This window comes from Pseudoalteromonas sp. NZS127, assembly GCF_015864805.1.
GTDB lineage: Bacteria > Pseudomonadota > Gammaproteobacteria > Enterobacterales > Alteromonadaceae > Pseudoalteromonas > Pseudoalteromonas nigrifaciens.
This window is the reverse complement of sequence record NZ_JADYWN010000008.1, coordinates 130,984-152,430: the sequence shown is the minus strand read 5'-3', so window position 1 is coordinate 152,430 and position 21,447 is coordinate 130,984. Positions and strand designations below refer to the sequence as shown.

At 39.9% G+C, this 21,447-nt stretch carries 14 protein-coding genes and 1 pseudogene; 7 read left to right on the top strand and 8 right to left on the bottom strand.

What is annotated here, in order from left to right; translation table 11 throughout:
- Positions 1–170: pseudogene (locus tag I6E78_RS18665) on the top strand (transposase); the annotation flags it as partial.
- Positions 171–579: 409 nt separating this feature from the next.
- On the opposite strand, the gene I6E78_RS09780 reads toward I6E78_RS18665, so the two are convergent.
- Positions 580–1,224 (bottom strand): LysE family translocator, encoded by a 645-nt coding sequence (locus tag I6E78_RS09780; RefSeq protein ID WP_011329693.1) that lies wholly within the window; start codon positions 1,222–1,224, stop codon positions 580–582.
- A gap of 104 nt (positions 1,225–1,328) precedes the next feature.
- Here I6E78_RS09780 and I6E78_RS09775 point away from each other — a divergent pair, with 104 nt between their 5' ends.
- The gene (locus I6E78_RS09775) at positions 1,329–1,781 is read left to right on the top strand and encodes an Lrp/AsnC family transcriptional regulator (RefSeq protein ID WP_011329694.1); all 453 of its coding nucleotides are present in this window, start codon (positions 1,329–1,331) and stop codon (positions 1,779–1,781) included.
- Between the two features lie 103 nt (positions 1,782–1,884).
- Here the strand turns inward: I6E78_RS09775 and I6E78_RS09770 are convergent, their stop codons facing one another.
- The 4 genes from I6E78_RS09770 to I6E78_RS09755 form a co-directional block, all read right to left on the bottom strand.
- Positions 1,885–2,544 carry a class I SAM-dependent methyltransferase gene (locus I6E78_RS09770; RefSeq protein WP_086995509.1) on the bottom strand — a complete coding sequence of 220 codons (660 nt, stop codon included), beginning with the start codon at positions 2,542–2,544 and terminating at the stop codon, positions 1,885–1,887.
- Positions 2,545–2,617: 73 nt separating this feature from the next.
- Entirely contained in the window at positions 2,618–6,271 is a 3,654-nt protein-coding gene (locus tag I6E78_RS09765) for an AAA family ATPase (protein WP_197182375.1), read from the bottom strand.
- On the bottom strand, positions 6,268–7,515 hold the full coding sequence (locus I6E78_RS09760) for an exonuclease SbcCD subunit D C-terminal domain-containing protein (protein WP_197182374.1): 1,248 nt from the start codon (positions 7,513–7,515) through the stop codon (positions 6,268–6,270). Before I6E78_RS09760 ends, I6E78_RS09765 begins: the two co-directional genes overlap by 4 nt.
- A 92-nt stretch (positions 7,516–7,607) precedes the next feature.
- On the bottom strand, positions 7,608–7,850 hold the full coding sequence (locus tag I6E78_RS09755) for a hypothetical protein (RefSeq protein ID WP_011329698.1): 243 nt from the start codon (positions 7,848–7,850) through the stop codon (positions 7,608–7,610).
- Positions 7,851–8,321: 471 nt separating this feature from the next.
- Between I6E78_RS09755 and I6E78_RS09750 the strand changes: the two genes are divergently transcribed.
- The 4 genes from I6E78_RS09750 (at position 8,322) to I6E78_RS09735 (ending at position 13,165) form a co-directional block, all read left to right on the top strand.
- Positions 8,322–10,772: a M1 family metallopeptidase gene (locus tag I6E78_RS09750; RefSeq protein WP_197182373.1), complete on the top strand. Its 2,451-nt coding sequence runs from the start codon at positions 8,322–8,324 to the stop codon at positions 10,770–10,772.
- Positions 10,772–11,266: a DUF6702 family protein gene (locus I6E78_RS09745; protein ID WP_086995497.1), complete on the top strand. Its 495-nt coding sequence runs from the start codon at positions 10,772–10,774 to the stop codon at positions 11,264–11,266. Before I6E78_RS09750 ends, I6E78_RS09745 begins: the two co-directional genes overlap by 1 nt.
- 430 nt (positions 11,267–11,696) lie before the next feature.
- A complete protein-coding gene (locus tag I6E78_RS09740) occupies positions 11,697–12,308 on the top strand; it encodes an HAD family hydrolase (RefSeq protein ID WP_011329701.1) in 612 nt (203 codons plus the stop codon).
- Positions 12,309–12,439: 131 nt separating this feature from the next.
- Positions 12,440–13,165, top strand: coding sequence for a YebC/PmpR family DNA-binding transcriptional regulator (locus tag I6E78_RS09735; RefSeq protein WP_011329702.1), 726 nt, complete (start codon positions 12,440–12,442; stop codon positions 13,163–13,165).
- A 224-nt stretch (positions 13,166–13,389) separates the two neighbouring features.
- Here I6E78_RS09735 and I6E78_RS09730 read toward each other — a convergent pair whose 3' ends face one another.
- Positions 13,390–15,573, bottom strand: a complete 2,184-nt coding sequence (locus I6E78_RS09730; protein ID WP_197182372.1) for a malate synthase G — start codon at positions 15,571–15,573, stop codon at positions 13,390–13,392.
- 238 nt (positions 15,574–15,811) lie between these two features.
- Between I6E78_RS09730 and I6E78_RS09725 the strand changes: the two genes are divergently transcribed.
- Complete coding sequence (locus I6E78_RS09725; protein WP_011329704.1) at positions 15,812–17,413, top strand: isocitrate lyase; 1,602 nt, start codon at positions 15,812–15,814, stop codon at positions 17,411–17,413.
- Between the two features lie 1,128 nt (positions 17,414–18,541).
- Here the strand turns inward: I6E78_RS09725 and I6E78_RS09720 are convergent.
- Both I6E78_RS09720 and I6E78_RS09715 read right to left on the bottom strand, forming a co-directional pair.
- A complete protein-coding gene (locus tag I6E78_RS09720; RefSeq protein ID WP_179807805.1) occupies positions 18,542–20,560 on the bottom strand; it encodes a S9 family peptidase in 2,019 nt (672 codons plus the stop codon).
- 152 nt (positions 20,561–20,712) lie between these two features.
- Positions 20,713–21,441 (bottom strand): 5-oxoprolinase subunit PxpA, encoded by a 729-nt coding sequence (locus I6E78_RS09715; RefSeq protein WP_182684203.1) that lies wholly within the window; start codon positions 21,439–21,441, stop codon positions 20,713–20,715.
- Positions 21,442–21,447: the final 6 nt, after the last annotated feature.

The window sequence follows — 21,447 nt, the reverse complement described above, 5'->3', positions numbered from 1 at the left end:
TGTTACAAAGAGTAAACATTACCCCCGAAAACTGGCTAAAACTCACCACACAATTTAGTCGCGTATTTCATGGTGCAGTAGGTCGCCCAGCGTCACACGAAGGATACTGCGAACACCTAAATAGAAAGCGGCGCACCAACGTTAGTAACTGCGAAAAGCTACTGGCTTAAAATTTCACTTCAAAAACTCTCCGTAATTCCCTCTCACTGTGAAAGCACAGTATTTCGCATGCCTAAAAATGAATAAAAAAGCAGTTTAATACAGCGTTATTTGAATAAGCAGAGGGATTTTAAAAATTAAGGATGCTTTTAAGCCTAGCAATGTTTGTTTAGATAAAGACTGAAGGGATTAATAATTAGAGTGGGTGTCATTTTAATTTTTTGGCTTTGAGTGTTAAGTGAGAACTATTTTAAGTTGATATAACAATGATCTGAAGTAATGCTGATATTCGCCCGTCGGGTGGCGCTTCGCTTAACCGACCTACGTTTTTAAATATATTTGAGGGCAAGATAATATTAGTAATAAAAAAGCCTAAGCGGTGTTTAAAGTACTGCTTAGGCTTTATTTTTTATGCGTGTATTACTGTAAGTGTACTAGTAGCTTTTGTGCGCTATCAAACAGCATTAAAGAGCCTAAAATAAATAATATAATGGCAGAAAGTCGACCAAATTTAATCGCAAGTGCCGGGTTATTGCTTAATATTTTTCGGGCGCTAACACCAATAAACCAATATACAAAGCCACAGCCAATTAAATGAATTACGCTTAATACTAACAGCTGCTCGGTGATCGAAAATGAAAAGGTCGGAAATACAAATTGTGGCAATAATGCTAAAAATAGCAGCATTACTTTAGGATTTAACCCGCTAATAATAAAGCCTTTTTTCATCCACTTTAATGGTGTTTCGCCTAATTCACTAGCAGCGCCATTATATACTGCGGGTACTGGCGGGTTTTTATAAAGCGAAACCGCGATCCAAACAACATACAGTGCGCCAAATAAGGTTAAAAATTTCATTAACATCACATGTGAAGCTAAAATAGCACCCAAACCTACCACTACAATCAGCGCGGCAATAAGGTGGCCTAACAAGAGCCCTGAAACTGCCGGAATAATTTTATCTCCCGCAATTCCTGCGCTTATGGTATACGCCCAATCAGCACCAGGGGTAAGTACAAACAATATTGACACCAGCCAAAAAGAAAAAATAACATTAATATCCATCAACAATAACCTAAAATAATTGGGAGCTTATTTTATTGCTTTCTTATGGGGAAAAAATACTATATTTTACCTTATTAAACGCCATTATTAGGAAATAATTGAATATGGATAGCATAGATCGGAAAATTCTTGCTGAGCTGCAAGTTGATGGCCGACTCACTCTTTCAGAACTTGCAGATCGCGTGGGGCTTAGTGTTTCGCCATGTCACCGCCGAGTTAAAGAATTAGAAAAAACCAAAGCTATTGTGGGCTACAGGACGGAGATCTCTCCAGAAAAAGTAGGGCTTAATTTTTCTGCGTTGGTTTTTATTACTATTAAAGAAGGTGATAAAGCATCGTTGGCTAAACTTGAATTAGCAGTTGAAGATATTCCACAAATAACTAATGCGCAGCGTTTGTTTGGTACACCTGATTATTTAATACATGTGGTGACTAGAGATTTAGGCGCGTTTCAAAAATTATACGATGATAAACTATCGGCGCTGCCAGGCGTGCAACGTTTAACCTCAACCATTGTGATGAAAGATATTGTTCGAGCCCGAAACCTGCATTTTTAATTATATACCCCATTAAAAAAGCCCTGCGCTAGGCGGGGCTGTTTAATATTTAAAGCTTAGCTACTAAGTGGTGTAGTTACTAAGTTACTAAGTTAAGCAGTTACTAAATTACATAGCCGCTAAAACCTAGCGCTTTAAAGTACAATTTAGGAATAGTGCTAAATCCACACTCATGCAGTAGCTCGCTAAAACGCATGCGATCTAACGGATAAAATTCATTTTCTAGGCTATGACGAATATGAGTTTGTCCAGCCTCACCTAAGCCTAGTTTTGCACAAGTTAAAAGCTGGGCATCACGCTCAAATAAGGTTTCTGGGCGCATTAAATCAGCAATATACAGCGCAGCATCTTTGTTCAGACTTGCTTTAATGTTTTTAAGAACTTGCTTTTTATCGCCATTATCTTCTACAAACTGTAGCACTAATAAGCATAAGGCTGCATCGGCTTTAGTTTTAAGTTTTTCTAAAGGCCCGCAATGTACAGTTACTCTATCGCTTATTCCTTGCTCAGCAAACTTATCGCTAGCAACACTAAGCATGTCGTTTGAGGTATCTTGTGCGGTAAACTTCCATGTTGGATTAATGCTAGCTAATTCAATTACCTCTTTGCCAGTCCCCGCCCCTACCACTAAAATATGTGCGTTATCTTTTAATGTGGCTTGCAGTTGCGCATTAGTTAGTTGATGCAATAACTCGTAGCCTGGTACTAGTCGCGTAATGCGGCTATCGTATTGTGTTGCTTGATCATCTGTAAATGTTGGCATTATTACTTCCTTTATAGACCCCAAGTTTTTTGGGGATCATAAATACAATGGGTGTTATCAATATAAATTAATATCACACAATTTCTACGCTAGAATAACCGCCCGGCTTTTTAGCCACATGGACTTGTGTTGCTACGCGCTCACTCATTTCGCTTACATGCGATATAACACCTACTTTTCGCCCTTGTGCTTGTAATGAATCAAGTGCATCCATTGCAACACTGAGCGTTTCGCTGTCTAACGTACCAAACCCTTCGTCAATAAACAAAGAATTGATTTGTACTTTGTTTGACGACAATGAAGCAAGCCCTAAAGCCAGCGCCAAAGAGACTAAAAATGATTCACCACCAGAGAGCGTATTTACAGAGCGTTGCTCATCGGCCATGTCGCGGTCAATAATAGCAATATCTAAAGAGTGCTCAATAGCGGTTAATTCATAGCGTTTATTAAGGGTTTTTAAATGACTATTTGCATAGTGCAGCAGTATTTTTAAAGTTTGCGTTTGCGCTAAATTACGCATGGTTTTACCGGTTGCATCGCCTAATACTTTATTAAGTAAATGCCACTGATCAACTTGCGTTTTAAGCGTAGTTAACTCAGCTTGTTTGCCTTTGAGCGTTTTAGCATTTTGGTTGTGCTGCTCAATAGCGGTATTAGTGGCGAGCAAGCTATTTTGTAGCTCTGTTTGCTGGGTATTTAATACATTTAGCTGCTCAGTTAACTCATCGTGGTTTTTTGAAGGCTTGTCAGTATTTTGATGCTCAGTGTACGATTTTTGTTGCTGTTTAAGCGCTGCATTTGTATCGGTTAGCGTTTGTGATACTTGTTCAAACTGTTTTAAGTGCGCTTTAATTTGCTCGCTACTTAAGGTTAGTAAAATAGTGACCTGTTCGTGTGTTGCATCGCTATGTTGCGCTTTAAAGTCAGTAAACCACTCTAAGTAACGTGCCTCAAGGCAGGTTAGCTCCTGGGCGTGCTCTTGCAAGCGTTGCTCAACATTTTTAAGTGTTATGGCATGCTCGTCGCGCTGTTTAATTGCGTTATCGTGCGCTTGTTGGCTGGCATTTAGCTGTGTTTGGCATTGCTCAAGCTGCATGGCTAGTTTGGCTTGATAGTCGCTTGCGCTTATTTGCTCATTATTAAATAAAGCTAATCGCTGGCTTTGCGTAATATTTTGCTGTTGCTGCGCTTTGGCTAAATCGTCATTTAATGCTTTAAGTGCGTGCTCACTTTTAGTCATTAATGGCGTTAATTGCTGTAGTTGCTGGTTTGCACTGTCGAGCTGTTTTTGGCTTTGCTCAAGCTGCGTTAGTGTTTGCTGGTATTGCTTAACCTGTTTGTTTAAATCGCGTAGGGTAAGCGATTCACTTTGCAGCTGCTGCCAAAAATCGCTGTGTTCAAATTGCGCGTTAAGCGCTGCGCTTAGCTCGTTTATTTGTACGCTTAGCTCGTTATGTTTACTGCTTAATTGGTTTAACTGATTAGTTAACTCAACATGCTGGTTTTGTAATTGCTGCTGCGCGTGTTGCTCGGTTTTTAAAGCATTAAGCTGCTGATTTACTTTTTCTTGTAAGGTACGCAGCTGTGTTTGTACTGCAAAATACTGGGCTTTTTGCTCGCTGAGTTGCTTGTAGGTTTCATCAAGCTTCTCGGTTGTTAACTCGTTAAGCTCGGTGCGAGCGTCTTGCATGGTCGTTTTAATTTCTAGCTGCTTAGCCTGTGCAATTTGTATTGCTTGGCCATGTTGCGTTTGCTCGGCCACTAACACAGCATGTTGTGTTTGGTGCTGATGCAGCTGGGTTTGGGCGCTATCGCGTTGCTGTTTTGCATTGTTATACGCTGTTTCAAAATCGGCTATTAAGTTATTTAATTGCTGGTTTTGAGTGCTTGCATATGGGTGCTCAGTTGCACCGCACACTAAACATGGCTCGTTAGGAGCAAGTTGTGTACGTAAGTGTTCTACATTTTCACTGGCGCGAAGGCGTGCTTGGCTAAGCGTGTATTCGTTGTGCTTAAGCGTTTGCTCGCACGAAGCCAAATTTTGTAATAATGCGTTTTGCGCTTGCTCACTTTGGATAAGTTTTTCTGCAACGCGTGTTTGCTGTTGTGTGCTGTATTTTAGTTCATGATTAAACTGTTTATAGCGCTCGCGTTGATCTTTTAAGTAATCAATATTTTTAAGTTTTGCATCGCACTGTTCAATATTAAATTGGCGTTGCTGCTCATTTAATTGGTTAAGATTTTTTTGCTCACTAGCAAGTAGCTGTTCTTGTGACTCAACCTTTGCATTTTGCGTGGTTAAAAGCGTCGCTTGCTTAGCCTGCTCAGCCACTAATTTTTGGTTTTGATGTGCCGTTGTTTTAAATTGCTCAGTTGCGTTTAAAAACTGATTAAAACTGTGCTGATAGTAATTCCAATCATTGGCTAAAGGTTTTAATTGTGTGTGCGTAGTTAACCACTGTTGATGCTGGGCACTTAATTTTGTAGCTTCATCAAGCACAGATTGGCTTTGCTTAAATTGCTGCTGCAAATCGTTTAATTGTAATTGCTCTTTTTCGCTTTGCTGGGTAAGGCTTGCAATGGTTTGTGCTTGAATAGCTAATTGACTGTCGAGCTCGCGCGCTTTAGCAATAATAGGCTCAGCAGTTTGTTTTTGTTCTTTAGCTGTTTGTAATATCTCTTGGTGCTTACTAAGCGTATTAGTATGCGCAGTAATTATTGCAGTGTGATCTATACTTTTTAAGTCACTTACTTTCGTACTTAACTCAATATTTTGAGCTGTTAAACTTTTAAAGCGACTGCGGTTATCTTTAATTTCAAGTGCGCTTTGTGCTTGTTTAGCTTGCTCACTTTGCTGAGCAATAGCATTAAGCTCGTTTTGCGCTTGTTGCTGGTTTTGCTGTGCTTGTTTAAGTGCTTGCTCAAGCGTATTGGCTTGTTTATACCAATTTAAATTTTGCTCTGTAGTTGTTAAGGTTTTTTTAGTGTGTTCAATTTGCAGTTTTAATTCATTAAGCGAAGTTTGTTTAGCGGCTAATTCATCCTCACTTAGTAATGTGTAACTTGCTAAACTCGCTTGGAGTAATTCAAACTTTTCTTTTAGTTCTTTATTACGCTCAAAAATACGTACACCAATACGGCTAAATTTATCGGTACCGGTTAAGCATTCTAAAAGCTGTGCGCGCTCATCGCCGGTGGCTTTTAAAAACGCGGCAAATTCGTGTTGCGCTAATAACACCGCGCGCGAAAACTGATCAAAGGTTAACCCTATTTTGGCTTCTATTTGTTTTACTGTTTTACTTTTATCTGATGAAATTAACGTATCATCAGGTAATAAATGAAGCGTATGCTGTGCTGCTTGTAAATTGCCGTCGCTTTTGCCTCGCGAGCGATTAACGCTCCAACACGCTCGGTAACTTTCTTTGTCTTGCCCTACAAAGTCAACTTCAGCATAGCCATTAGACGTTCCTCGTCTAAGTAAGTTACGTGCGTCATTAAGCCTAATGCTGTCGCCTTGAAACTCTACCTTATTGCCTCTATCGCCACCTAACCTTGCGGTTTTAGCATATAAAGCTAAGCAAATAGCATCTAAAATAGTGCTTTTACCTGCGCCGGTATCGCCGGTAATTGCAAATAATCCGGCGTCTTTTAGCGGGGCTGCTAAAAAGTCTATTTCGGCATCAACAATAGAAGCTAAGTTATGAATACGCACTGCGGTTATTTTCATAGTTGCTGTTGCTCCTCTAGTTCGTTAATAACATCGTTTAATAGATTTTTTAGTGCGTCGGGTACGCTTTCACCGTGCATATCTTTGTCGTTTGCAAATGCTTGTTCTAATAAATTAAGTGGGTTGAGCATTTCAACTTCAGTTAAATCTTCAAATACTGCGCCGCCTTCATTGTTAGCTGCTTGTTCACGCACGCGCTCTATGCCACAAAAACGAATATGTTTACCCTCAAGAGCTTGTTCTATTTGTTCTCTGAAGGTGGTGTCGGTATCGCTAGATTTAAGTTTTACCCGTAAATAGGGTGCTATTGTATTGGCTGTGGTGTCGAGGGCTTTAATTTCCTCGCATAGCTCAGCTAATGGTACGCACTCCCCTTTTGGTAAAACTATTACATCGGCTAAACGAGGAATGTAAAGGGGGTTTACAGTTACACTAATTTGCTGTTTTTCATCGCTATTAAATTCAACTACATTTACTTGGTGGCTGTAATTTCGCTCTGAAAACGACATAGGAATTGGCGTACCGCTGTATCTAATGCATTCATTTTTAGCAACTTGCTGCGCTTTATGTAAATGCCCCAGCGCAACGTAGTGTGCTTGTTTACCAAATACGTTGGCAGATATGGCTTCTTCGCCGCCTATTACTAAGTTGCGCTCAGAGTCACTCGATATATCGCCGCCTTTAGCATGAAGGTGCCCCATAACAATTAACGGGGTATTTTCACTTTGTAAAGTAGCTGCATGCTCAAGGGCAAGTTCATATGCCTTTTTAACGCCTTGGGCATAGCTAGGGCCGCTTTTGGTTTGGCTGAGTGTAGTTACATCGCTTGCGCGCAAAAATGGCATGGCAACGATTACAGCGCATTTTTTGTTAGTGTTAATAGTGATTACGGTATCAGCCGCTGCTGTTGCCTCAAAACGCCCTACAACATGGGTATCAAATTGAGCGAGTAACGGTTGCGCGGCTAAAATACGATTTGCAGAGTCGTGGTTCCCAGCAATAATTACTACATGTAAATTAGGGCACTGCTTTTTGGCATCTTTAATAAATTGATAGAGTTGATTCTCGGCGCTAGCACTGGGGGTTGCAGTATGATAAATATCGCCAGCAACGAGCAGTAAATCTATTTGTTGCTCAACGAGAGTGGCTAACAGCCAAGTGAAAAAAGGAAGGTGTTCATGACGACGGTCATATTCATAAAATTGTTGGCCAAGGTGCCAATCAGAAGTGTGCAGAACTTTCATGTAGCGCTCTTAAAAAATCGTAAGAGCGCCAATATACCCAAGGCAGTTAAAGATGCAACCTTATAGGCTCATCTTGCTAGGGTGAATGGGCTTTAGCTAGCTCCTAAGCTAAACCAACCAACATAAATAAGAGGCAAGGCTAAAAGTGCCATAAATAACGGCAGTTTAATTGCTTTGGCTTTTTTAGCTTGTAACGCTTTCAATGCATTTTTTTCGTTACAAGCGGCCACTTTGTCAATATACAAATAACCTGAGTTTAAATACTGCTTACAGTTTTGCGCGTCTGCTGGAATAGCAATTAGTTTTTGCTGCTTTTTTAGAACATAAAAATCCATACACCACCACACTTTTCAACACTAAAATATTAATAAACATATTTGAAAATAATTATATTAAATTACCCTCAAATGAAAAAAGTGGGCGATTCTAAGTACAAATGGATACAAAGATCAACCTTAAACTTCACTATTGGCGGTTTCTCATACAAAGGGATTAACTTTTTTGCTAAATAATTACATTTGGCTACCTTTGAAGCCAAAATACAGAGGGAGATTTAGTAGCTGTAAGCCGTTATTTTTAGCTGATATTTGGCAATTATTTTTATTTAAAACGACAAACTGTAAAGCCCCTTTACAGTTTTATTATTTTAATTCACGTTTAATTAATTTTATCTAAAAGAATAATGCGCTTTAATTGTAAAAAAATAGTGAAAACTAGCCTGAAAAAGTCGCACTTTATCGTTATTTTATTGAAGAAAAACGATAATTTTGTCAAAGTGCGCACACTAAAATCTAACAGGTTTAATAATGAAAAAAATAATTTATACGCTAAGTGCGGTTATATTGCCAATAGCAATGTCGAGCACTGTTTTAGCGTCTGCTATTGAGCAAACCAAAGGCAGCTATATCGATAAGTTTCGTCAACTAGACGAAGCATTGCCAACACCAAATGTTTATAGAAGTGCTGCCGGAGAACCTGGCGAAAATTATTGGCAGCAACGCGTTAATTACGATATTGACGTACAATTAGACGAAAAAAAGCGCCGTATAAGCGGTAGCCAAAAAATAGAATATAAAAACAATTCACCACACACATTAAAGTACTTATGGTTACAGTTAGATCAAAACGTTTTTAAAAATGATTCAATTGCAGAAACTACGCAAACGTTTAAAAGTACTTTAACAAGTTTACCAGCCGATAAACCCGCCAAGTTAAGTTTAGGCGACCTACGTCGCCAACAATTTATGAGCGACAACGAGCTTGGATATACAATTAGCAATGTAAAAGATGACAATGGCAACGAATTACGTGTAACCGTAGTTGATACCTTAATGCGCATTGACCTAAATAAGCCGTTAAAGCCAGGTAAAGAAGCCGAATTTAGCATGAACTTTGCGTTTAACTTAGTTGAAGAAGATGCAGTAGGCGCACGCTCGGGCTATGAGCACTTTGAAAAAGATGGTAACGATATATTTTTAGTGGCGCAGTGGTTTCCGCGTTTAGCTGCTTATACTGATTACGAAGCTTGGACTAATAAAACATTTTTAGGTGGCGGCGAATTTACCTTAGAGTTTGGTGATTACGATGTTGAAATTACCGTACCTGCGGACCATATCGTGTCGGCAACGGGTAAGCTTAATAACGCAAGTAGCGTATTAACGAGCAAGCAACGCAAACGTTTAAAGCAAGCCGAAAATGCTAAACGCCCTGTGTTTATTGTTAGTGAAGAAGAAGCGCTCGATAACGAAAAATCCAGTACAGATAAAACTAAAACGTGGCACTTTAAAGCTAATAACGTACGCGACTTTGCTTGGGCGTCGTCACGCAAATTTATGTGGGATGCTAAAGGCTATCAGCAAGGCGGTGATGAGCAGCCATTGGTTATGGCTATGTCGTTTTACCCTAAAGAAGGGGGCGATTTATGGAAAAAATATTCAACCGAAGCTGTTATTCACACTATGGAAGTGTATTCAAAGTATTCATTTGATTACCCATACCCAACCGCGCAGTCAGTAAATGGCCCTGTTGGTGGTATGGAATACCCAATGATCACCTTTAATGGCCCGCGCACTAAGCTGCAAGATGATGGAACTCGTACTTACTCTCAAGCAGAAAAACGATTTTTACTCGGTGTAGTGATCCATGAAGTGGGTCATATTTACTTTCCGATGATAGTAAACTCAGATGAGCGCCAATGGACTTGGATGGATGAAGGTTTAAATAGCTTTTTAGACGGTGTTGCAGGGCGAGAGTGGGATCCGAGCATTCCATGGGGCGTTGAGCCGCGCGATATAGTGGCGTATATGAAGTCAGAAATTCAAGTGCCTATAATGACCCAGTCAGACAGCGTATTGCGTTTAGGCCCTAACGCGTACACTAAACCCGCTGCAGCACTTAATATTTTACGTGAAGTTATTTTAGGCCGAGAGCTGTTTGATTTTGCGTTTAAAGAATACGCTCAGCGCTGGAAGTATAAGCGCCCTACCCCTGCTGATTTTTTTCGTACTATGGAAGAAGCTTCGGGTGTTGATTTAGATTGGTTTTGGCGTGGTTGGTTTTTTACCACAGATCACGTAGATATTGCTTTAGATAAGGTATATCAACTGCGTTTAGACACTAAAAACCCTGATATTGATTTTAGTCGATTGCGCGATATTGAAGCAAATAAGCCAACTTCGCTGTTTGTAGAGCGTAACCGCGCACAAGGTAAAAAAACCTGGGTAGAAGAAAATCCCGATGTTACCGACTTTTATGACGAAAACGACCGTTTTACCGTTACTAATAAAGAACGCAACGCGTACAACAAGTTTTTAAAGGGCTTAGAGCCGTGGGAGCGTAAAACGCTTGAGCGTGCAATAAAAGAAGACCAAAACTACTACGTAATGGAGTTTTCTAACGTAGGCGGCTTAGTAATGCCTATTTTATTAGAGCTGACTTTTGAAGATGGCAGCAAAGAAGAGCGTTATATTGCGGCCGAAATTTGGCGTCGTAATTATAAAAATGTGCAAAAATTAATAGTGACTGACAAAAATAAATCGCTGGTGTCGGTTACTATCGATCCGCGCTGGGAAACGGCTGACGTAGATATTGAAAATAATAACTACCCACGTCGTATTATTCCATCACGCATAGAAGTATTTAAAAAAGAAAAGAGCAAAGCAAAAGTAAGCCGCGATATTATGCAAGATATTAAAACCGAGCTTAAAAAAGACGAACCTAAAGGCGACGAAAATAACAGCAGTGAGGAGCAACAATAATGCGCATATTGCTAATTATTGTTGGTTTATTAATTGCTGCGCCTAGCATGGCGCATCAATTAAAGTCGTCTGTTACTACTGTGCTTTTTAATAAACGTACTAATAATATTGAGCTAATGCATCGTTTTTATTTGCACGATACTGAGCATGCTGTGGCGCACTTATTTAAAGGTAAGGTTGATATTATTAGCAATAAAATAGATCAACAACGCTTTGCTAAGTATGTAGAGTCGCATGTTGCGCTACAAACGTTAAACGGTGAACCACTGCCGCTTAACTTTGTAGGAGCACAAGTTGATGGCAAGTTTTTTTGGGTTTACCAAGAAGCGCCAATTCCGGTAAAAATTGCAGGAATTAAAATGAGTAACGGTGCACTGCGCGACTTATGGCCTTCGCAAGTTAATATGGTTAACGTTGAAGGACAAGGAAAAATAAAAACCTTAAACTTTACTCAAGACGATACTTGGCTTGAAGCAAGGTTTGAGCAACAATAATCCTACAAACTACGCGCACAGTCACTGTGCGCGTTTTTGTTATTTTCATTCCCGTTTTTCTGATCGACTTAATACTAAATTACGTTAATATACCTTGTATATTAGTGTGCTTTTTAGCAAGCTAGGTAACCTGAACTTTGGATAATAAATCTATCTCAAGCAGCTACTTTCAGCGCTAACTGCGTTGAATTTACTTGCAATAGGCCAGCTATTGACGCGTAAATTCGCCTTATTTTCACTGAAAATCTCTGGCTAGAGAAAATAAATTTAAATATAACTATGATTTAGTATGTTAGTAAATCTCTTAACCAGAGGTCAGGTTAGGTATATAAATTTTGTTATTCATCAGTGATTTAGTTTTATAAACGATGAAGTTATTTTTATATAGGGTTTAATTCAATGGGTATTAAATACAAGGAAGGATATATAAATGCAGATTGAAGCGATTAAAGGTGTGATTTTTGATTTAGATGGCACTTTAGTGTCATCAGAATTAGATTTTTCATTAATTAAAGCGCAAATAGGGTGCCCGTGTGAGCAAGACTTACTCGATTATATTGCCCAATTGCCTTCAGCATATATGCGCGAAGAGGCAATGAATATTGTACATCAGCATGAGTTACTCGACGCTCAACATGCCAAAATGTTACCCGGTGTGAGTGAGGCTGTAAATGCCCTTAAAGCTAAAAACATTCCAATGGCGATAGTTACACGCAATTTTGACAAAGCGGCCGCTATTAAGTTACAAAATAATCCACTGCCAATAGAAATAGTACTTACCCGAAGTGACGCGCCAGCAAAACCCGATCCGAGTGCATTAAATAATATTGCTACCTTGTGGAATATGAGCCCAAGTAATTTATTGTATGTGGGCGATTTTTTATATGATATTCAGGCAGCGCATAATGCCAATATGCGTGCATGTTTATACGCCCCCGATGTTACTCCTAGTTATGCTAGCCAGGCCGATTATGTATTACATGATTTTACGCAGTTAGTTACTTTAATTGACAATTACGCACAAAAAGTTGTGTTATGTTAAATAGCGCTTTGTTTATTTTTTTATGTAATTAGTGTGGTGTTATAAACGTTATATATTAACGTGGTGCTAGCCCAATACGTTTTGAATTGGTAAAATGTCGACAAGTTTAACGTATTCATTAGAGGTACATGATGGGCAGAGCATTTGAAGTTCGTAAAAGTTCGATGGCTAAAACGGCTAACGCAAAAACTAAAGTAAATTCAAAATACGGCAAAGAAATTTACGTTGCAGCTAAAAACGGCGAACCTGACCCAGATGTAAACCAAACTTTGCGCCGCTTAATCGAAAAGGCAAAAAAAGATCAAGTGCCTGCGCATGTTATCGAAAAAGCAATTGAAAAAGCCGCCGGTGGAGCAGGGGAGGATTACTCAACTGCACGTTACGAAGGTTATGGCCCTGGAAATTGTATGGTTATTGTTGACTGTTTAACCGATAACCCAAATCGTACTATTAAAGATGTACGTTTGCCTTTTACTAAAACAGATTCAAAAATTGGTACACCGGGTTGTGTAGCGCATATGTTTGATCATTTTGCTGTGCTTGGTTTTTCAGGCGATGACGACGAAGTTGTGTTAGAAGCACTAATGATGGCTGACGTTGATGTAACCGATGTTGAAGTAGAAGACGGTAAAGTATCGGTGTTTGCCCCACATACAGAATACTTTAAAGCTAAAACAGCCCTTGAAGAGGCGTTTGAAGGCATTAATTTTGAAGTAGACGAAATTACTTTTGTCCCGCAAGTGCATATTGAAATTACAGATGAAGAAGTAATTGCTAACTTTGATAAGTTCATCACTATGCTTGAGGATTGTGATGACGTACAAAATATTTATCACAACGCAATCATCAAAAACTAATTAAAGCTGTATATTAAAGCGGTAATAATTTTAGAAAAAGCGTGTTTTGTGTAAGCAAAACGCGCTTTTTTGTGGTTAAAAACTAATAACGGCTACTAAGATGAATGTTAGCCATTCACCTTAGTTATTAATATTGGCTGGTATTTTTGGCAAATAAATAAAAACCAGCACTTTGGCTGGTTTTTGTATGCTAACTAGGGTGTTTTATTACTTGAAGTTAAGTGTTAAGTACCTTGCTGCGCTTTATATTTTAAGCGGTAGCTGTGCAATAAAGGCTCAGTGTAGCCACTTGGTTGCTTAGCTCCTTCTAACACTAAGGCTAGTGCAGCTTGGTAGGCAATATTATTAGCAAGTGATTGCTCACTAATTGCCATAGGCTTATAAGCACTGTCGTGTTCATTTTGGCCGTCTACCACTTTTGCCATTTTGGCCATGGTTGATCTAATTTGTTGCTCGCTGCAAATACCATGATGCAGCCAGTTAGCCATATGTTGGCTTGAAATACGCAGTGTTGCTCTGTCTTCCATAAGGCCAATGTGGTTTATGTCGGGCACTTTAGAGCAGCCAATCCCTTGGTCAATCCAGCGTACTACATAACCTAAAATACCTTGGGCGTTGTTTTCAAGCTCGGTTTTAATATCTTCTTTGCTAAGTAGCTCAGGCTCGTCCATTAATGGCGGGGTAAGTAGCTCATCTAGGCTGGCAATAGCACGCTTAGCAATGCTTTGCTGCTCGCTAAATACATCTACATCATGATAATGCATGGCATGCAGAGTTGCTGCAGTGGGGGAGGGCACCCACGCGGTATTAGCACCTGATTTAGGATGAGCTATTTTTTGCTCCATCATTAATGCCATTTTATCGGGCATAGCCCACATACCTTTACCTATTTGTGCTTTATGGCTTAAGCCACAAGCCAAACCAATGTCTACGTTGCGATCTTCGTAGGCGCTGATCCACGGCTCTAATTTAATAGCGGCTTTAGGCAGTACCACACCGGCGTGCATTGAGGTATGAATTTCATCACCTGTTCTATCTAAAAATCCGGTATTAATAAATACTACACGCTCTTTTGCTGCATGAATACAGGCTTTTAGGTTAGCTGAAGTACGGCGCTCTTCATCCATAATGCCCATTTTAATGGTGTTTTTTTCTAAGCCAAGTGCTTCTTCAACCATGTTAAATAGCGTGTTAGTTAATGCCACTTCTTCAGGACCATGCATTTTAGGTTTTACAATATTTATACTTTGCGCACTGGAGTTTTTAAGCGCACTGCTAGAATTTAAATCATGCAGCGCCGCTGTTGCAGTAAACATGGCATCCATAATGCCTTCAAACACATCGTTACCGCTTACGTCGGTAATTGCTGGATTGGTCATTAGGTGGCCTACATTGCGCACAAACATCATGCTGCGGCCTTTTAAGCTTAGGGTTTCACCATTTAGCGCCGTATATTGGCGATCGCTTTGCAGGGTACGTTCAACTGTGTTATCGCCTTTTTTAAACGATTCAACTAAGTTGCCTTGCATTAAACCTAACCAGTTTTTATAAACTTGTACTTTATCCTCTGCATCAACCGCAGCTATAGAATCCTCGCAGTCCATAATAGCGGTAAGTGCAGCTTCAAGTACTACATCTTTTAAGCCAGCTTTATCTGCTTGGCCTATTGGGTGATGGTGATCTATATGTAGCTCAAGGTGTAGGCCATTATTTTTGAGCAAAATAACGCTAGGATTTTGTGCTTCACCTTGGTAACCCACTAATTGTTCAGGCTTTTTTAGTTTGGTTTGTGAGCTGTCGCGTAGAGTAATTGACAGCGCACCGTCAACAACAGAATAATTAGTGCTCTCTATATGCGAGCCGTTTTCTAGTGGCAAGGCTTTATCTAAAAACTGTCTCGCGTATGCCATTACTTTAAAGCCACGAACTGAGTTATAAGTACGGCCTTTTTCGGCACCATCTTCTTCGCTTAGTACATCAGTGCCGTATAGGGCATCGTATAACGAACCCCAACGTGCGTTTGCAGCATTAAGTGCAAAGCGTGCATTGCTTACCGGCACTACTAGCTGTGGTCCCGCTGTTTGTGCTATTTCGGGCTCAACATTCTTTGTTTCAATACTAAAATTTTCAGGTTCGTTTACAAGGTAACCTATGTCGGTTAAAAACGTCTGGTACTGGGCTTTATCCCAGCTTTTATTAGCCAGATGATACTCATCAATTTGCTGTTGTAGCTGTTCGCGTTTAGCAAGTAGAGCTCTATTTACTGGCGTTAATGTTTGTACAATATGCGCAAAGCGCTGCCAAAATTGCTGCTCATTTAAATGTGTACCAGGTAATAGCTGGTTTTTAACAAAATCAGCTAGTTGGTTGTCTACGCTGAGTCCTGAGTGAGTGAGAGTATGGGGCATTTTAATAATCCTTAAACGGTCGCGATATTGTAAATTTTAGTGTGCGTAGTGTAACCATAACGTAAAAAAGAGGGGTTGAGTGCATTTTGCTCATTCATGATATGTATAGCCGCAATAACAACTATAAATTTACTAAATCTGAAAAATAAGCCTAATGTTTAATTAAGCGCTGCAGAGCAACTAAAGCAGTCACTCTCATAACACTATAATAATTTACCCCGTTCAAAGGATTTTAATTATGACTACATATAAAAGCGAAACAGATACATTAGCAACACTTTGTAAAAAACAAGGTAGTGCATGGAAAACCATTAACCCTGAATATGCAACACGTATGCGTTTACAAAATCGCTTTCGTACTGGGGTAGAAATTGCACAGTTTACTGCTGACATTATGCGTGAAGACATGGCCGCATACGACGCAGATACAAGCCAGTACACTCAGTCTTTAGGTTGTTGGCATGGATTTACTGCGCAACAAATGATGATGGCTATTAAGCGCCATCAAAAAACAACTAAGCGTAGTTATGTATACTTAAGTGGCTGGATGGTTGCGGCACTTCGTTCAGAGTTTGGTCCGCTTCCGGATCAAAGTATGCACGAAAAAACCTCAGTTCCGGCACTAATTGAAGAAATTTACACCTTTTTAAAGCAAGCCGATGCACGTGAACTAGACCATTTATTTAATGACCTAGATGCAGCTAAAGCAAATGGCGGCGACGTACAAGCGGTACTAGATAAAATTGATAACTTTGAAACGCACGTAGTGCCAATTATTGCTGATATTGATGCCGGTTTTGGTAACGAAGAAGCAACTTACCTACTCGCTAAAAAAATGATTGAAGCAGGTGCTTGTGCAATTCAAATCGAAAACCAAGTGTCTGACGCTAAGCAATGTGGCCACCAAGCAGGTAAAGTAACCGTACCGCACGAAGACTTTTTAGCTAAAATTAACGCAGTACGTTACGCATTTTTAGAACTGGGCATTGATAACGGTATTATTGTTGCGCGTACCGATTCACTAGGCGCCAGCCTAACGCAAAAAGTACCGGTTTCACAAACTCCAGGTGACTTAGCTAGCCAGTACAATGCATTTTTAGAAACTACGCCAATTAACGGTGTTGAAGATTTAAATGAAGGCGACACTGCAATGAAGCTTAATGGCCAACTTTGCAAACCAACGCGCCTTGATAATGGTTTATTCCAGTTCCGCGAAGGCACAGAAAAAGACCGCGTAGTACTAGATTGTGTAACTAGCCTACAGTCGGGTGCAGATTTACTGTGGATTGAAACCGAAAAACCACATGTTAAGCAAATTGCTGAGCTGGTTAATCGTGTTAAAGAGCAAGTGCCAGATGCTAAGCTTGTTTATAACAACTCACCGTCGTTTAACTGGACACTTAAGTTTCGTGAGCAAGTGTATCAAGAATGGCAAGAAGCGGGCCGTGACCTTAGCGCTTACCCAAGCTTGGGTGACAATAAAGGCCTTATGGCACCAGAAATGGATGCTACCGAGCTTGCAGTAGCAGCCGATTTACTAGTACAAAACTTCCAACGTGATGGTGCACGTGAAGCCGGTATTTTCCATCACCTAATCACATTGCCAACGTACCATACAGCAGCATTAAGTACGGATATTTTGTCAGAAGGTTACTTTGGTGACTTAGGTATGCTGGCTTATGTACGTGATGTACAGCGTCAAGAGATTCGTCGCGAACAAGCGTCTGTTAAGCACCAAGACCTTGCAGGCTCTAACATTGGCGATACACACAAAGAGTACTTCTCTGGTGATAATGCGCTTAAAGCCGGTGGTGAAGATAACACCATGAACCAATTCTAATTCAACTAGATAGTGTTACGTAAAGGGCCGAAAGGCCCTTTTTTTATGCGTATAATTAAGTAACCTGTCTGTGGGTAATAAAGCTAGCTTTAGTCACTTTTTGACGTTAACTGCATTGAATTTGTTTGCAATAGGCCAGCTATGGGCGCGTAAAGCTGCCTTGTTTCCTCCCCACTCCTCAAAAACCTCTGATTAAAGAAAATAAAATTATCATTACAGTTTAATACTTTAGTAAACCTTTTAACCAGTTCAGTTAAGTAGCTACCCACAACAGATCAGTATTTAACTAGCTGGCTATAATTACGGATCAGAGTTTAACCAAGCTTAGTGTAAAGCCCATTATTTAACCTTTTTAGCACTTTTATGGCTTTATAAACTGTAAATAAAGGCCATAAGTGACTGATTTTAGCTTTTTGAGTGAACACTCACCTTATAATAAACCGATTTTTTACTAACTTGAGCAATCCACAAAACACTTTTTTACTAACTGAGGGCCTATAAACACTAGCTCAAACCGGTTTTTTACCAACTCAGTGGGTATTTAATTGTATAAACCGAAATTTTACCAACTCAAATAATAGTTAAGTCCGATACTTAAGCTAGGCATTAAGATAGCTTAAGTATTAGTAAGCATTTAGATGGCTTTATCTCTATATTGCTGATGTTAGCGTGTAGGTGAATATAGTTAAAGTGGACTATATCCCTAAAGGGGTAGTGAGTACTTTTTGGCTATATTAACCTGATNGTAGTGAGTACTTTTTGGCTATATTAACCTGATCTCCGGATAATAAACTTATCTCAAGCAGCTATTTTCAGCGCTAACTGCGTTGAATTTACTTGCAATAGGCCAGCTATTGACGCGTAAATTCGCCTTGTTTTCACTGAAAACCTCTGGCTAGAGAGAATAAAATTAAATATAAATATGATTCAATACGTTAGTAAATCTCTTAACCAGAGTTCAGGTTAATTAACTTGCCGCGGCGTTTGTGGTTTGCCGTTGCGTTACTATTAAAAATACCTAACCTGAGTTTAGGTTACTTACTGTAAACCCCCTTTACACTTATTGGTAATGCAAAAAAGCCACTTTAAAAAAGTGGCTTTAACTTACATACCAAGCGGTATGTTTGGTTATTTAGTGTGTTTATCAAACCACCATTGAATATAGGCAACTTTAGCCATTAAATTAGACGGACGAGCAGTAATACCATGTGATGCATCGGGAATACGTACCATAGCGGTTTCAACACCTTGTAGCTTTAATGCTTGATAAAACTGTTCGGTTTCTGAAATCGGTGTACGGAAATCAGATTCACCAGTTAGTAGCATAGTGGGTGTTTTTACATTGCCGACATAACTAATTGGCGAGCGTTTCATATAATGTTCTATATGATCCCACGGCTTACCCGGAAACCAATAGTCAGCAAAGAACGGGTAAAAGTCGGCAGTTAGTACAAAACTGATCCAATTAATTACAGGTTTAGCAACCACGGCTGCGGCAAAACGATCGGTATGGCCAACTATCCACGCGGTAAGTACGCCGCCACCAGAGCCTCCGGTAACAAACAATTTAGACTCATCAATAAAACCTTTGGCAATTAAAGCATCTACTCCAGTCATTAAGTCGTCATAATCGTTACTTGGGTAATTATGATGAATAGTTTGTGCAAACTCTTTGCCGTAAGAATCACTCCCGCGAGGGTTCATATACAATACAACGTTCCCCTTAGCCGCATATAATTGTACCTCGGCGCTAAAGTGCGGGCCGTAATTGGCTACCGGGCCACCATGAATTTCAAGAATTAATGGGTACTTTTTATTACTGTCAAAACCAGGCGGGTAGGCTACCCAAGCTTGAATTGGCAGTTGATCGTGACTCGATTTAAGCCATAGCTCTTCTACCTTGGCTAGTTGTTTATGCCCCAGCGAGTTGTCATTTAAACTTGTTAAGCGCTGTGCTTTACCACGTTTAATTGCCGCTACATCGGCTGGGCGCTGCGTGTCGGCTAGGGTAAACACAATTTCGTCATCTTCGCTCACATCAAAGTCGCCACCAGAATAAGGACGACCAAAGGAAACGCTGCCAATTTTTTCGGTAATAACTTTACGTGAACCGCTACGAGGTTGGTACGCTAACGTGGTTTGCCCTTGATCAGCGTAACTAAAGTAAATGCCTTTAGAGTTACCGCTCCATTTTATTTTAGCTACGCTGCGGTCTAAGTCGGCAGTTAAATTAGTTGTTTTACCCGAACGTAGGTCGCGAATATACAATTGGGTGTTTTCGTAATTAGTTTGTTTGTCATCGTAACCGGTATACGCAAGGTAGCGGCCATTAGGCGATACTTGAGGTTGGCGGTCGGGGCCGTTTCTATCGGTTACAGCGGTTACTTCAAGCGTAATTAAATTAAGTTTATATACTTCGCTGTTAGTTGGCTTTAACAAGTAATTGTTATGCCTATTAGCCGAAAAATATAACGCTTTTTTATCTTTACTAAAGCTAACTTCGCCGCCGTTATTAAATTCATCAAAGGTAAGTTGTTTAGCATTGCCGCCATTTGCGTCAATAATAAATAATTGCTCAAAGCCCTTTTTAGAGTAACCAGCACCATCAGCACGATAATACACGTCGTCAATATATTTAGCTGGCTCTGCCCAAGTAGCGCCTTCAGGTTTACCAGGTAAGTTAATGGGTGAGCTTGATGTGGTGGCAACAAACATACTAAATGCGAGTTGCTTAGCATCTGGGCTCCAGCTTAGCGCTTTTGGCGTACTTGTAAGGTTACTTATTTTGCTAACCGCGCCAGTTTTAAGCCATTTCATGTAAATTTGGTTGCTACCGTCACGGTTTGAAATAAACGCTAAACGAGAGCCGTCCGGCGACAACTTTGGCGAATGATCCATATGTACGCCAGAAGTAAGCGGTTGAATTTGTCGTGTTTTATAATCTACTGTCCAAATATTACCTATTTTACGGTCGGTTTTTATATCCATTCTGTTACGTACAAAATAAACTGTTTTACCGTCTTTGGTAATGTCTAGCTGGTTAGCGTATTCAAGCGTAAATACATCTTCTAACTGTAGGGTGCTGCTATTGGCAAAGGCAAGATTACCTGTGCTTATTAATAGACTAAGCGCAAAAAATGTTTTCATTTCAAATCCCTGTGGTTGTTAATAATAATAGTTATATGTTAGAGAGTTTAAAAATAATAGCTAGGGCGATGAAGTAATTGCGTGGGTAGACTGAATCTGTAAAACGGTTCAGCTGTAAAGGGGGTTTACAACTGAACATATTAAATAATGCTTTACCGTTTACACAATAATTTTATTTGTTGAATGAGTGCAATACCGGCAGGGTTATCGCCGTGAACGCATAAACTATCGGCATCTAAAATTAACTTTTTACCTGAACGCGTAGTTACGCTGCCATCAGCTAACAGTTGCTTTACTTGCTCAATTAAAGCTTGCTCGTTATGCACACTACCTGCTAACTGCCTTGACACTAAAAGCCCTTCGTCGGTGTATTGTCTGTCGGCAAAGGCTTCTAATATTAATTTTAACCCTAAAGTGTCGGCCATTTTTTGATGCTTTTTAGCATCAGCCGTTGCTAAAATCATTAATTTTAATGGGCTAGGGTAGTGTGCTACCGCGCTCATTACGCTAGTTAAAAGCTGCTCGTTAAGCATCATATCGTTATAAAGTGCGCCATGGGGCTTAACATAACTAAGGCTTAAGCCTTGTACTTTGGCCATACCTTCTAGCGCAGCAATTTGATAGTGCAGACAATTTGTAAGCTCGCTTGCACTAAGTGCCATAGAGCGTCTGCCAAAACCTTGTTGATCTGGGTAGCTAGGATGAGCGCCAATTTGTACCTTATGCTGCTTTGCCAGCTTGAGCGTATTTGCCATTACATCGGCATCACCCGCATGAAAACCACAAGCGATGTTAGCCATATTAATGTGCGGCATAACCTCTTCATCTAAGCCCATTTTCCAAGCACCAAAGCTTTCACCTAAATCGCAATTTAATAGCATTTAAGT

What these genes read in the sequence shown, in the direction of transcription:
- I6E78_RS09720 (WP_179807805.1), bottom strand. Translation starts at nt 20,560, where the DNA reads ATGAAAACATTTTTTGCGCTTAGTCTATTAATAAGCACAGGTAATCTT.
- I6E78_RS09760 (WP_197182374.1), bottom strand. Translation starts at nt 7,515, where the DNA reads ATGAAAGTTCTGCACACTTCTGATTGGCACCTTGGCCAACAATTTTAT.
- I6E78_RS09770 (WP_086995509.1), bottom strand. Translation starts at nt 2,544, where the DNA reads ATGCCAACATTTACAGATGATCAAGCAACACAATACGATAGCCGCATT.
- I6E78_RS09745 (WP_086995497.1), top strand. Translation starts at nt 10,772, where the DNA reads ATGCGCATATTGCTAATTATTGTTGGTTTATTAATTGCTGCGCCTAGC.
- I6E78_RS09725 (WP_011329704.1), top strand. Translation starts at nt 15,812, where the DNA reads ATGACTACATATAAAAGCGAAACAGATACATTAGCAACACTTTGTAAA.
- I6E78_RS09730 (WP_197182372.1), bottom strand. Translation starts at nt 15,573, where the DNA reads ATGCCCCATACTCTCACTCACTCAGGACTCAGCGTAGACAACCAACTA.
- I6E78_RS09780 (WP_011329693.1), bottom strand. Translation starts at nt 1,224, where the DNA reads ATGGATATTAATGTTATTTTTTCTTTTTGGCTGGTGTCAATATTGTTT.
- I6E78_RS09755 (WP_011329698.1), bottom strand. Translation starts at nt 7,850, where the DNA reads ATGGATTTTTATGTTCTAAAAAAGCAGCAAAAACTAATTGCTATTCCA.
- I6E78_RS09750 (WP_197182373.1), top strand. Translation starts at nt 8,322, where the DNA reads ATGAAAAAAATAATTTATACGCTAAGTGCGGTTATATTGCCAATAGCA.
- I6E78_RS09765 (WP_197182375.1), bottom strand. Translation starts at nt 6,271, where the DNA reads ATGAAAATAACCGCAGTGCGTATTCATAACTTAGCTTCTATTGTTGAT.
- I6E78_RS09715 (WP_182684203.1), bottom strand. Translation starts at nt 21,441, where the DNA reads ATGCTATTAAATTGCGATTTAGGTGAAAGCTTTGGTGCTTGGAAAATG.
- I6E78_RS09775 (WP_011329694.1), top strand. Translation starts at nt 1,329, where the DNA reads ATGGATAGCATAGATCGGAAAATTCTTGCTGAGCTGCAAGTTGATGGC.
- I6E78_RS09740 (WP_011329701.1), top strand. Translation starts at nt 11,697, where the DNA reads ATGCAGATTGAAGCGATTAAAGGTGTGATTTTTGATTTAGATGGCACT.
- I6E78_RS09735 (WP_011329702.1), top strand. Translation starts at nt 12,440, where the DNA reads ATGGGCAGAGCATTTGAAGTTCGTAAAAGTTCGATGGCTAAAACGGCT.